The sequence below is a fragment of the Microbulbifer variabilis genome, assembly GCF_052467165.1.
In genome coordinates this window covers 2,406,869-2,419,051 of the sequence record NZ_CP174301.1, presented here as the reverse complement: position 1 = coordinate 2,419,051, position 12,183 = coordinate 2,406,869, and the positions used below count along the sequence as shown (strand labels likewise).

Below are 12,183 nucleotides of genomic sequence, written 5' to 3'. Positions count from 1 at the left end.
CCCGTAAAAAAGGGGCTTCGAAATCGGGAAAACCAAGCGGGGCAAGGGTTCAAAGTGGATGGTGGTGGTCGATGGCGAAGGTATTCCACTGGGAGGCACCATTACTTCGGCCTCACCAGCAGAAGTGAAGTTATTACACCCATTACTTGATGTTACGTATAAAAATACAAAGATTCATCGCTTAGTTTATGATAAAGCGGCGGACTCGGATCCTCTTAGAGATAGCCTGTTGAGTCGTGGAATCGACCTTATCTGTCCACACAGGAGAAATAGGAAAAAAGTCTCAAGGCAGGATGGCAGAAAGCTCAGAAGGTACGCTCGCCGTTGGAAAGTTGAGAGGACTTTTGCGTGGTTGGGAAATTACCGCCGTTTAGTTATTAGATGGGAGCGATATTTGTCCACTTATCGTGCTTTTTTCTATATTGCATGCATGTTAATTACGTTAAAGAAGTTATGAAGCAGCTTCTAGGTATTGAACCGAGCATGAACTATCCAGGATTTATGAATGATAATGTGTATGTAGAATCATTTTTTTAGGCATTAAAAACTGAGAAATTTAAATGGTTATTTTTGATTCGGTTGAGGACCTGAGAAGTAACTTATTTTGGTATCTTGATAGATACTATAACCTTATAATAAGACATAGTTCACTTGGGTTCAAAAGCCCTGATGAATATGAAAGAATGGCCGCATAAGATGGCGTCTACTTTAAGGGGAGAGGCTTCTTGGTAAAATTTGATATTCAACCCTTCATAAAATTCCTTTGCTATATTCTTTGGTGTGAATTCCTTTGCTATATTCTTTGGTGTGAATTCCTTTGCTATATTCTTTGGTGTGAATTCCTAATGTGCTGCTTAAAATTTTATACGCCAAATATGAAGTAAATTTCATTTGGGTAGGATATTTATGAAGAAGATGACAACTACGTTGAGGGCAATGATTAATCAGCCAGGCCTAATTGTTGCGCCAGGGGCCTATGATTGCCTTACTGCGAAAATCATTCAGGAAGAGGGTTTCAAGGCACTTTACATGACAGGAGGTGGAACCGCTGTTACTCATGTTGGTCGCCCTGATCTTGGGTTTATTACATTGACTGAAATGGCTGCGAATGCGCGTGCTATAGCTTCAACTGTAAATATACCAGTGATTGCGGATGCAGATACCGGTTTTGGCAGCGCATTAAATGCCTATAGGACAGTCCAGGAATATGAGCGGTCGGGAGTTGCAGGATTACATATAGAAGACCAGATATTACCGAAGCAATGTGGTCACTTAGCCGGAAAGCGAGTAGTGCCAATCTCAGAGATGGTTCATAAAATATACGGAGCACTGGAAGGTCGCACTGACGATGATTTCGTTATTATTGCCAGGACAGATGCCTTGGCGGTGACAGGTATCGATGACACCCTAAAACGATGTGTTGCTTATGCTGAAGCCGGTGTTGATGCATTATTTGTAGAGGCAATTACAAGCAGGGAAGAAGTCCTTCGTGTACAGAATGAGGTGGATATACCTCTAATGTATAATTTTGGCGAACACGGTAAGTCCCCATTATTTACACATAAAGAACTTGAGGAGTTGTCTTATAAATTGGTTATTTACCCAGGAAGCCTGATGTTTTCTATGTGTAAGCTTGCCCAACGAGTATTGAGGGAACTTAAAGCGAAGGGAACAACAGAGGCTCTTATGAATGATATGTACTCTCCAAAGGAATTTTTTGAAACCATGGACTCCCAGCATTTTCAGGACCTTGATAACAAATGGAAAGCAGCGGCAGATAAAAATTTTGGAGATGAGCAAAAAGGGGCAATAAAATAGCTGTTCTTTAATTAATACAATTTAATCTTTAGGTGAGCTTGGTTTCAGATAACAGGTGCAATTGGTAAGGGAGGGCTAAGCTGGTAGAGTCTGTAACTCTCCCGACCAAGAGAAAGGCACTGATGAGCTACTACCAACTGAGCGAGAACGAACGACACCAGATTTACAGCTTAAGAAAATCCGGACACTCTCAGAAAGCAATAGCAAAATTATTAGAAGCTGTTTCATAACTTCTTTAACGTAATTAACATGCATGCAATATAGAAAAAAGCACGATAAGTGGACAAATATCGCTCCCATCTAACAACTAAATGGCGGTAATTTCCCAACCACGCAAAAGTCCTCTCAACTTTCCAACGGCGAGCGTACCTTCTGAGCTTTCTGCCATCCTGTCTTGAGGCTTTTTTCCTATTTCTCCTATGTGGACAGATAAGGTCGATTCCACGACTCAACAGGCTATCTCTAAGAGGATCTGAGTCCGCCGCTTTATCATAAACTAAGCGATGAATCTTTGTATTTTTATACGTAACATCAAGTAATGGGTGTAATAACTTCACTTCTGCTGGTGAGGCCGAAGTAATGGTGCCTCCCAGTGGAATACCTTCGCCATCGACCACCACCATCCACTTTGAACCCTTGCCCCGCTTGGTTTTCCCGATTTCAAAGCCCCTTTTTTACGGGTGCAAAGCTGCCATCAGAAAAAACCTCCTCCTAGTTAAGCAAAGACTGCTGATCCAACAGCTCCAGAAATCTTCTCCATGCCTGTAACCAAGCTCCTTGCTCTTCCCAAAATTGAAGCCTTCTCCAGCATGTACTCGGTGATGGATAGTGTGAAGGAAGATCTTTCCATCGCGCTCCAGAACGCAAAACCCACAGGATGAAAGGTGGCCTTTTGCTCTCCGGAGGTGTCTACCCGCCAGGCGCCATAAAACTGGCTGTGTAAAAAAACATGTGCTTTTAAGTGGAAAACCCTGAGCAAATCACTTAACACGTCCATAACGGCGAACACCTAAAAACCATATAGTCATACGATCTGACATGAAATATATACTTTTAAGCATTTATCATACAGATTGTGAAGATATTATACGTTCCAGGTTAAGCGCTAGCAATGCCCTGCTTACTTACCCTACATAACTTAAGAGCTTTGGATAGGAAAATACCTGATGAACTTTTTAAATAATCTAGTAGCGCCAGTTGTAACACTAGGACTTATCTCTTTCTCACTGAATTGCTTTGCCGATCAAGCTGAACCTGGTATGAAAATTGATCCTGAGCGGACTGCAATCGTAATAACCGACCCGCAGAATGATTTCTTAAGCCCTACTGGTGTTACCTGGGGTGTGGTGGGAGAAAGTGTAGAAAAAAAATACAGTTCAGAACCTTGAACGGTTAATGAAAGTTGCAGGGAAAAAGAATGTGCCTTTATTTATTTCTCCGCATTATTACTATCCTCATGATCACAAGTGGAAGTTTGAGGGGAGCCTCGAAGTGGTAATGCACAAACTTGGTATGTTCAACCGAGAGGACCCTCTAAGTTTAAACGGATTTGAAAACTCTGGAGCTGATTGGTTGGAGCAATATAAGCCATATATAAATAATGGTAAGACTGTTGTGACCGGCCCACATAAAATTTATGGCCCTGAAACAAATGATTTAGTACTTCAATTGAGAAAGCAGGGTATTGATAAAGTAATTCTTGCAGGGATGTCTGCAAATCTATGCACAGAATCTCATATGCGCGAACTGTTAGAACAAGGGTTTGAAGTGGCTGTTGTAAATGATGCAACAGCTGGTGCAAATTTGCCTGAGGGTGATTGCTACGAAGCGGCAATGATTAACTTCAAGTATATGGCTAATGATATATTAACCACAAAGGAAGCTGTTAAATTGATTAGAAAGGAATTCTAAGTAAGCGTAGGCATAATCAAGTCCATTGTTAATCTTGATTTTCAGTGAGTGATTATGCCTACAAAGGACATATATCAACATTTGATGGGTAGGCATTTTGACGAGCTGGGTTTAGGTCTGAAGTATAAAAAATCTCCTAGTTCATGAGTAGTACAGTCGATATGGACCAATTCTGCTTAAACTTCCCGAAGATTTGCCCTCTTATAAAGCATTAAGTGTCAGAGCTATTGACACATCGGGGAATACCATAAATATTGAGATCGCTTTCAGACAAAAGCGTATATACCCATGGTCTCTTCATGAGGTGATCAAATATTGTTCGTCCTGATTGCCTGTCATGATTATCTGTTCCGCTATGTATGATGTGCTTTGTATAGCGCTCCTTAAAGTATCTCCGTAATCAGAAGGAGATGGATTTTTTATGATGCATAAATAAATTGATAATTATATTTTAAATTGATTTCTGGGTTTTAATAAAAGTTAGAGAGAAATTATGTTTACAATAGACGAAAATGACTTCAATCGAACGTATGATGAAAAGCGCGACACTCTAGTTTTAAAAGATGACTTACCTGTTGCGGTTAGAGATGAGCAAGTCTTAAGGAGTCTTGGAACCGTTATATCAATCCCAGGAGTTACTTCAGGTAATGCTCTCCGCCTAAAAAATATTACAAACTCGCCACTGAGGGATTATATTCCAGAGGAAGAGCATATTTGGGTCAACCCTAATTATACAAGTTATGGAACTGCGTGGGAGAAAGCTGGTTTCGAAAAGCCTGATAGAGGTCTGGGTGACTTGGATCACCTTCATTCCAAAGAATGGGCAAAAAAAGGGGGATATGGGTATGTTGTCCTGATTCCCGTCAGATCGGGCGTAAATAGAAGCGCGGGTACCCTCGAAAAGAGCCAGGTAAGTTTAACCTCAAGAAATCATAGCCTCAAAGAACCTATTTTCTACGGCAATTATATTCACTGGGGCAAAATATGGAAACTTAAAATCGATCTTAGACGTGATTGAATGCAGATTTTATAGTGTTAAATCTGATTTCAGGCTTGATTTCACAGTGACATTTTTTAGAGGGTGCTTGTCAGATGAATTCTAATCTAGTAAAGATAAACTAGGCATCATTGACCGTACTCTGGTTTCTCACTTATTGTTATCAAATAGATCTGAATCGTTCAATATCTCCTCCTGATTTTTCAATTTAAAGTCTATTCAATTGAATGTGACTTTACTCAAAATTTGTTAGCCTATCATTGCCTTTCCGTATCTTCCATGTTCCTATTTATTCACTGCTAAGAGATCCTGCCGGGGAGAAATTGCGGTGTTGTCACCCTTGGCTTGTAGTAGTCCAAACTAAAATATCCAAATAAATTCCAGTATAAAAGGAAAATAGTTTTGAATAAGGTTATATTGACGGTTCTACTGATTGTATTCAGTTTTAAAGTGCTCGCATCTGACCCGAACGTAGAGCAAGCACGAGAGTCTTTGGATACCATCAAGGAGCTTACTCCCTGGTCTTGGGAAGAGCCCATTACCCCGATATTTGATAGCTACTTAGCAGCTGATTTCGATCAATACCAGGGAAGGTATAAATCTTTATACATGGTAGAAGATCTACTGATGCATAAGTGGGGCCAGTCTATTACTGAATTTATTGTACTGGCTGAACTATTGTACACTTTCCAGCCGGAAGATTATCAGCAAGAGAATCTGCCGGTATTTGAAGCAGCTATTCATGAATTGGATGAGTTCAGGTTAGCAATTAATGAATTTTTATTGCCCTATGTGCCGAGCTACAGTCTTAAACAGCAAAGTTTAGTTAGGCATTTTGATGGAGAAGGGATCGTTATAGCGGTATTCGATTTATTTGACCCTATACGATTGAAGGAGCAGCGTGAAATGTACCCAAATATTGAGGCTGAAGTTCAATTTGGTGACCCTATTACTTTTCTGCACGGAAATACTGTGATTGATATCATCCTGGATATCGCGCCTAAGGCCACTATTGTTCCAGTGAGTACAGAGAGTAAAACTTACAACGAAGCTATGGAATACATGCGTGCTCGTGAGGATATTAGTGTTATCAACATGAGCAGGGCATTTCACATTACCGACGATCAGTTAGATCAGGAGTTTGCCGATCATTTATCCAGTATCCTGCAGACAAAAATCTTTACAAAGTCCATTGGTAATACAGGAACAGACTTGGATGGAGTAAATACAGATGTTCGTGAGCGCTTAGGTCTGCCGCCGCTTGGTAGCTTTTTCACTTACGACCTGGAGTTAATAAAATCATTTCTTGTGCGAAATGAGGGTCAGCCTGGTGATAAGAACTTAATGTTCGCGATTAATTTGCAGCCTTTTTCAAATGAGGTTTCACTGACCGCCACCGTGCCTGGGTACAATCAGTTGGCTAGTGATCGAAGCTTTGCAATCGCGGGTGATGCGGTCTACTCAGCTTCAAGCAACAATTTTGAGTCCGGTAGTTCCTTTTCCGCGCCACAACTGGCAGCAGTGAGCGTTCTTTTACTGGATGCTGCAGAACGCTATGGTTTCTCTGGGAGTGAGGCAACTCAAAGGGTAGTACAAGCACTTCAATCGACAGCAAGACACTCACATCTGGGGGCTAACAATACAGGTCTCGGTTTTGTTGATGCTCAAAGAGCGTGGCATAAGGTGAAAGGTAAGGGCAGATATAAGCCCCATCCACGTACTGCTGAAAAGTAGTCAGTAATTGATATTTAGAAGATTTCTAATCTGGCAGGGACTTCTCTGTCAGGTTAGATACTATTGGGTTCCTGCCTAGATCAAGTAATAAAGAGATAAGCTCAAAAGTGGCTCTCATCCCCAGTAATAATCGAAGATATCATTGCAAATTAATTAGTATACTATACCTTTAACCTCCCATCGAATATTCAAGTAAACGGCCTTGTCAATATTGATTGCCAAATATCCTGGCTGAATGACTTCTGGTGAATTTATATAAATGGAGAGTGTAATGGATAAGTGCTTTCTTTTTGATAATGACGGTACCTTAGTTGACAGTGAGTATCTCTGTAATATCGGTTTGGCCAAAATGTTCCATCGATACGCCATAAAGCTTGATCCGGAGGAGTTGGTTATACGCTTTAGAGGATGGAAATTGGCCAGTATTCTCGTGATTTTAGAGCGAGAGAATGAGGTGACTCTACCGGATAATTTTGTTGATGAATATCGCTCGGTAGTATCAGACCTGTTCGATAGAGAGCTAAAGCCAGTGAATGGTGTGATCAACGCTCTTGAGGCACTGAATGGGCCTAAAGCTGTGGTTTCCAGTGGGCCATTGTCTAAAATCAAGCATGCGCTAAAGCTATGTGGGTTATCTCATTATTTTGGCGATAACCTATACAGCTCATATGATGTGGGGATCTGGAAGCCTGATCCTGGTATCTATTTGCATGCTGCCAAAGAGATGGGTTATACGGCTGAACAGTGTGTCGTAGTAGATGATGGGCCCGTAGGTGTCGAAGCGGGTTCCAAAGCCGGTATGAGTACTTTCTTTTACAATCGATATAATGAAAAATGTGATATTGATGGTGTTATAAGTTTTACAACCATGAATTCACTACCAGCATTAATAAACGCAGGGATTTAATGAAGTTAAATTGGTCGCAAGACGTATATCTCAAAGCCTGGAATTTTGCAACCTTAGTACATAGTGGGCAAAGGTACGCTAGTTCGGTAGCTGGTCAAGATTTCCCGTACATTAATCATATCGGAAGTGTGGCTATGGAGTTGATCTTTGGATTAGCTTCAGATGTTAACCTTAACGGTAACCTCGCCATTCAGTGTGCTTTACTCCATGATACTTTGGAAGATACTGAGTTTGATTTTGAATTCATAAAGTTCACATTTGGTGGGGATGTAGCTGAGGGTGTTCAGGCACTCACTAAAGACGATACATTAGTTACAAAGCAGGAACAGATGCTTGATTCGCTGAAGCGTATTAAGCTTCAGCCTAAAGAAATTTGGATGGTAAAACTTGCGGATCGAATAACCAATTTATCTGAACCACCGGCACACTGGGATTCAGTGAGGAAATCTGCATACCTGCAAGAGGCAATGGTTATCTATCAACATTTACATGAAGCAAATGAGTTGTTGGGTGCCAGGCTCCAAAAGCGTATTGAAAGCTATCGAAAGTATATCGGTTAGCAAATTCTTATACCATATTCCGATTTCGTACACATAGTTCCAAGATGAAGATAACTTCAGCTTCAATGAAGATTTGATTTTATTTGAGATGTCAGTCCATTGGATAACTGCTATGTTAGTGGTTTACTGGGCATTGACTGGCGGTGTTTTAGCTTGCTGACAGATTTTTAGTGCCTCAATCAAAAAAAGGTTTAGAAAATAATGAATGTCATTAAACGTTGCTTGAGAGTAGGCACTTTTTTTGCATTTTTGATTACCAGTCATGCTTGGGCTTCCGAGGATTTGATATGTGATGAGTCCTGTACATTTGTTCTTAAGAGTGAACGTGAATCCAAGTTTACAGTTATCAATCAAAGCAGAGCAGATACAAGGCTTTCACCTTTTTCCACCTTTAAAATACCCAATACCTTAATAGCCCTGGATTTGGGTGTTGTAAGTAGCTTGAATCAAGAGCTCACTTACGACCATGAGAAGTACCCAGCACAGAGGTGGTGGCCTACGGTTTGGTATGAAAAGCCACTCCCAATACGGGCTGCGTTCCAAAATTCTGCAGTTCCTATATACCAGCAAATCGCCTTTCAGGTTGGTGTGGAAAGAATGAATCAGTATTTGACAAGATTTAACTACGGAAATATGGATATTTCCTCTGGAGTGGATCGTTTCTGGTTAGATGGTAGTTTAAAGATTTCTGCTCGAGAACAGGTTAACTTCCTACATAAGTTATTTAGTGGGCAACTGCCGGTATCCTCAGATACATTGGTTTCTTTTAAAAAAATCATGCTGGTTGAGGAAACTGACAAATATAAATTCTATGCAAAAACGGGTGGAGGGCAAACCTCAAAAGGATACGCATTAGGCTGGTATATTGGTATTGTGGAATCCAAGGATAATGTGCATTACTTTGCGCTTAATATGGACGGGGATACGTTTGGTGAGGTTCAAAAGAATAGAGTTAAAATGGCTAAGCAGCAGTTAATAAAGCTTGGGATCCTTTAAATAACCCCTAATACTTCATATGCATACAATGAGTCAATATGCTAACGGACTCATTGTATTTCCTTTGTGAAGAGTTTGTGCTACAGGTTATGGATTTCGGTAGGCCAACCATTAAAAATAATTATATGTTAGTGATAAAATATATTAGAATATAATTTTAATATAGGTTTGGATATCTTGAGTTGAACTCCTTTATCGCTTTGGAATTGTAAGGAGTGGGGATATTCATCTTCCTTCCGAGTTCAACGATATGGCCATTTAAGGAGGCAATTTCAGTTTTTTTATTCTCTTTGATATCCTGGTAAGTGGATGGGTAATGATTCATATCCTTTACTCTATGATAAATGTTGTCCCAAAGAGTCTCTTTACTTTGATCAAATTCAATCTTTCTTGATAAAATATCATATGACTCAAAGTATGTATTTCTTATCCTTTTAGTTATTTTTTCGTCTTCGAATAAACCTTTATAGTTCTTTAAATAAATCGCAGAGAATATATTGGTTGAGCAGTTAAAGATGGCTTTTATAGCTCTCTGCTGAGAGATCTGTTTGGTTGTAGCTATCTCAATTTCTGCATCCTTAAATACGGAATATATTTTACATGTGTGCTCACTTTTTTCTATAAGAAAGCCTTTACCTCTAATGTAAGTGAGCTGATTGCCACGCAAATTAAATCCGTCATTAACAACAGCGATGAAAGTATTCCTTTCACTTGAGCCTATAAATTCGGATGTGTCAAAAATACAATTTTGCAGCAAAATATTGATTTTTGACTTGATCTTGCTTTTGGCTAAAAGGTCCAGATTTTCTTTTACATCAAAAAGCTTGGAAGTTAACAGTACAATGTCATAAGAGGTGCCGTTTTTTAATGCTTTAGAAACTGGAGGGAAATTATACTTTTTGTTATTGATGTAAAGTTGTCTTCCAACTTTTTCAGCTTTTCGGCCTATGACGTCTACATGGTACTGCGCATTGTAAAGTTTTGTAGCTAGATATGAGCCAACTGAACCTGCTCCAAGAACTAATATTTTCTCGTCTTTCATGGTAACTTTTCACATTTTATGATTGATAGCACAAATTAGCGCGGGCACTTTCTGTAGATGGGTACTTTAAGTGGAACAATCAATAAGTGTAGCGCAATTAAAAGACTTTCTTCCCTTAGGCGCGATATTCATTATGTCTTTCTATATATGACCTGTTAACTATTCTGTACAGCGGTAATGGTTAAGTAAAGGTCAGCAAGACTTGAGCTCATTTAAGTCATCAATTGTCAAAAATTTGATGTGTTTTATTTGGTATATCTCTAGGTTAAAATCGATGGTGTAAATCCTTAGTTACGTGCCGCTAAACCCCTTGGGCCATCATCTGAGTAACTTAACTATGATTGGATTTTTTTTATTTCCACTTCCAGGTAAATTGAGTCAGTAATTAATGTATAAGCCAAGCCAGCTGGATAAAATAATGAGAGGCATAATGCTTGGTTTTATCCCTCCTACATTTGCTTTATTCGCATATATTGCATTTTTTGCCAGAGGAGCAAGAACTGCAGTGGGAGTAAGCGATGTTGGTGATTTGTTATTTCTATCTTATGGAGAAATATTAATTGCATCATATATTTTTCTTTATATTGTTTCAGCAGTACTAGGTTATTTTATTGGATGGGATGGCTTTAGGTTGGTGGCGAAAAAAACAGGTGGGATTGTTGAAAAGATAAAGTTCCCTAGGAAAGTATCGGATCGGGTATTTGGTCCCAAAGTAGATATGGATGCCAAGATAATCAGTCCGAGAGAGCGAGTGGAGATGATGCATGATAAATCGTAGTTGATATAGGTTTATACCATCAGAAAAACCTATTGACGATCGGTTTTTGACGTTCTACCATCACTTAAAGAATGATTTTCACTGTTGGAATAATGGTCTATGCGACTTGGCGATCTTGAGAAACAGGTGCTCCAATATCTCTGGGATAGAAAATCTGCGGATGCCAAACAGGTCCACTCGGACTTGAGCCGGGCCCGTGGAGGATCTCTCAATACCATCCAAAGCACGCTGGACCGCCTCTACAAGAAAGGTTTGCTGTCCCGGGAGAAGCAGGGGCATGCATTCCAATACAGCCCGGCAGTGGAGCGCTATGAGTTTGTCGGGCAGCTGATTCAAGACGTTACTCGTGAGTTTGTTGATGATGAGAACGGGCTGGTAGCCGCATTTACCTCTATCTCATCGGAACTGAGCGAAAGTCAATTAGAGCAACTGGAGCAGTTGATCGAAAGCCAGAAGGTAAAACGCCAGCAGGGTGATCGCGAATGATTTTGGGGCAGGTTGCACTCTGGTTAAACCTGCTGACTATTGCGGCGCTTGGCCTGTTTGTCGGCATTATACTGGTGTCAGCTGCCTGCCTTTCTGCTTCCCGGCATTCACTTCGCTTGTCTGCCAGTAGTCGGCGTTTACTGCTATGGAGCGCGGTATTGCTGCCGTGGTTCGCGGCTTTCTCTGCCGCTGTTATCCTGGCATTCCCAAACCTTTTAGGGGGCGTTGCATCTCTGGCGCACTGGCACCATATCAACGCTTTTAATCTCTACAGTTGGCATGGTGTTTTTACCATTGCGTTTCTTTTCCTTACCGGGTTTTTGGTGTTTCAAAGTTTTAAACGAGTTCATCGTCATTTGGCGCAGCTCCGATTGTTAATGCAACTTTGCGAAAGGGATAAGTCTGATCAGAGTATTATCCAGGCCCAGGGTCCCCAAGCTTTCACCAGTGGTCTGCTCCGTCCACAAGGGTTTTATACCAGCGGTCTGCGAGACCAGTTAACAGCGGAAGAGTTTGAGGTGGTGCGCCTACATGAGGAAGCCCATGTGCAAAAATTTGATCCTCTGAAGAAATTAATATTCGCTTTGTTTGCCAGCTTTTTCCCTACGCGTTTGGGGAATTATCTGAATCGGCAGATGGCGCTGTGTATGGAGCAGCATGCAGACGCTTATGCCCATAGGCAGGGGTGGAGTGAGACCTTTATCGCCCAAACCCTGCTTAAGGTAACCCGTATCTCCAATGGGTTGCAGCCCAAAGAGAGAAGTTCAGCATTGGTCTGTTATTTCGCTCTTGACCAGTTGGATGCCCGTATACGTTACTTGCTGTCTGATAATAAGGGGCGCAACTTATCCCCTTTATTGTTAGCTGGATTGTTTGTAGTTCTCACTGGCACTTGCCTTGTGTCGGTGGATGCGCTCCACCACACCGTCGAAACCCTGTTCTCCCACTAAGGAA

15 protein-coding genes and 1 pseudogene are annotated in these 12,183 nt (G+C 40.8%); 13 read left to right on the top strand and 3 right to left on the bottom strand.

What is annotated here, in order from left to right; genetic code table 11:
• Window positions 1–22 precede the first annotated feature (22 nt).
• From ACJJIP_RS10700 to ACJJIP_RS10690, 3 genes and pseudogenes are all read left to right on the top strand, one after another.
• On the top strand, window positions 23–457 hold the full coding sequence (locus ACJJIP_RS10700; RefSeq protein ID WP_444902640.1) for an IS5 family transposase: 435 nt from the start codon (window positions 23–25) through the stop codon (window positions 455–457).
• A gap of 449 nt (window positions 458–906) precedes the next feature.
• Window positions 907–1,818 (top strand): isocitrate lyase/PEP mutase family protein, encoded by a 912-nt coding sequence (locus tag ACJJIP_RS10695; RefSeq protein WP_282950686.1) that lies wholly within the window; start codon window positions 907–909, stop codon window positions 1,816–1,818.
• Between the two features lie 122 nt (window positions 1,819–1,940).
• A pseudogene (locus tag ACJJIP_RS10690) lies at window positions 1,941–2,036 on the top strand (helix-turn-helix domain-containing protein); the annotation flags it as partial.
• 6 nt (window positions 2,037–2,042) lie between these two features.
• Here the strand turns inward: ACJJIP_RS10690 and ACJJIP_RS10685 are convergent.
• Both ACJJIP_RS10685 and ACJJIP_RS10680 read right to left on the bottom strand, forming a co-directional pair.
• Window positions 2,043–2,477 carry an IS5 family transposase gene (locus ACJJIP_RS10685; RefSeq protein WP_444946923.1) on the bottom strand — a complete coding sequence of 145 codons (435 nt, stop codon included), beginning with the start codon at window positions 2,475–2,477 and terminating at the stop codon, window positions 2,043–2,045.
• A 52-nt stretch (window positions 2,478–2,529) separates the two neighbouring features.
• Entirely contained in the window at window positions 2,530–2,685 is a 156-nt protein-coding gene (locus ACJJIP_RS10680; RefSeq protein ID WP_353056824.1) for a transposase, read from the bottom strand.
• Window positions 2,686–2,984: 299 nt separating this feature from the next.
• Between ACJJIP_RS10680 and ACJJIP_RS10675 the strand changes: the two genes are divergently transcribed.
• The 7 genes from ACJJIP_RS10675 (at window position 2,985) to ACJJIP_RS10645 (ending at window position 8,923) form a co-directional block, all read left to right on the top strand.
• Complete coding sequence (locus ACJJIP_RS10675) at window positions 2,985–3,206, top strand: hypothetical protein (protein ID WP_444901648.1); 222 nt, start codon at window positions 2,985–2,987, stop codon at window positions 3,204–3,206.
• 7 nt (window positions 3,207–3,213) lie between these two features.
• The gene (locus tag ACJJIP_RS10670) at window positions 3,214–3,729 is read left to right on the top strand and encodes an isochorismatase family protein (RefSeq protein ID WP_444946897.1); all 516 of its coding nucleotides are present in this window, start codon (window positions 3,214–3,216) and stop codon (window positions 3,727–3,729) included.
• Between the two features lie 493 nt (window positions 3,730–4,222).
• Window positions 4,223–4,747, top strand: a complete 525-nt coding sequence (locus tag ACJJIP_RS10665; RefSeq protein WP_444946896.1) for a hypothetical protein — start codon at window positions 4,223–4,225, stop codon at window positions 4,745–4,747.
• Between the two features lie 471 nt (window positions 4,748–5,218).
• Window positions 5,219–6,460 carry a S8/S53 family peptidase gene (locus ACJJIP_RS10660; RefSeq protein ID WP_444946895.1) on the top strand — a complete coding sequence of 414 codons (1,242 nt, stop codon included), beginning with the start codon at window positions 5,219–5,221 and terminating at the stop codon, window positions 6,458–6,460.
• A 271-nt stretch (window positions 6,461–6,731) separates the two neighbouring features.
• Entirely contained in the window at window positions 6,732–7,367 is a 636-nt protein-coding gene (locus ACJJIP_RS10655) for an HAD-IA family hydrolase (protein WP_282950681.1), read from the top strand.
• Complete coding sequence (locus ACJJIP_RS10650) at window positions 7,367–7,927, top strand: HD domain-containing protein (RefSeq protein ID WP_444946894.1); 561 nt, start codon at window positions 7,367–7,369, stop codon at window positions 7,925–7,927. The genes ACJJIP_RS10655 and ACJJIP_RS10650 overlap by 1 nt, the downstream gene beginning before the upstream one ends.
• Window positions 7,928–8,128: 201 nt before the next feature.
• On the top strand, window positions 8,129–8,923 hold the full coding sequence (locus ACJJIP_RS10645) for a penicillin-binding transpeptidase domain-containing protein (RefSeq protein WP_020415312.1): 795 nt from the start codon (window positions 8,129–8,131) through the stop codon (window positions 8,921–8,923).
• A 157-nt stretch (window positions 8,924–9,080) separates the two neighbouring features.
• Here ACJJIP_RS10645 and ACJJIP_RS10640 read toward each other — a convergent pair whose 3' ends face one another.
• Window positions 9,081–9,965 carry a ketopantoate reductase family protein gene (locus ACJJIP_RS10640; RefSeq protein ID WP_444946893.1) on the bottom strand — a complete coding sequence of 295 codons (885 nt, stop codon included), beginning with the start codon at window positions 9,963–9,965 and terminating at the stop codon, window positions 9,081–9,083.
• Between the two features lie 430 nt (window positions 9,966–10,395).
• On the opposite strand from ACJJIP_RS10640, the gene ACJJIP_RS10635 reads away from it, so the two are divergent.
• From ACJJIP_RS10635 to ACJJIP_RS10625, 3 genes are all read left to right on the top strand, one after another.
• Window positions 10,396–10,743 (top strand): hypothetical protein, encoded by a 348-nt coding sequence (locus tag ACJJIP_RS10635; protein WP_282950678.1) that lies wholly within the window; start codon window positions 10,396–10,398, stop codon window positions 10,741–10,743.
• 99 nt (window positions 10,744–10,842) lie between these two features.
• The gene (locus tag ACJJIP_RS10630; protein WP_020415315.1) at window positions 10,843–11,229 is read left to right on the top strand and encodes a BlaI/MecI/CopY family transcriptional regulator; all 387 of its coding nucleotides are present in this window, start codon (window positions 10,843–10,845) and stop codon (window positions 11,227–11,229) included.
• Window positions 11,226–12,179 carry a hypothetical protein gene (locus ACJJIP_RS10625; RefSeq protein ID WP_444946892.1) on the top strand — a complete coding sequence of 318 codons (954 nt, stop codon included), beginning with the start codon at window positions 11,226–11,228 and terminating at the stop codon, window positions 12,177–12,179. Before ACJJIP_RS10630 ends, ACJJIP_RS10625 begins: the two co-directional genes overlap by 4 nt.
• Window positions 12,180–12,183: the final 4 nt, after the last annotated feature.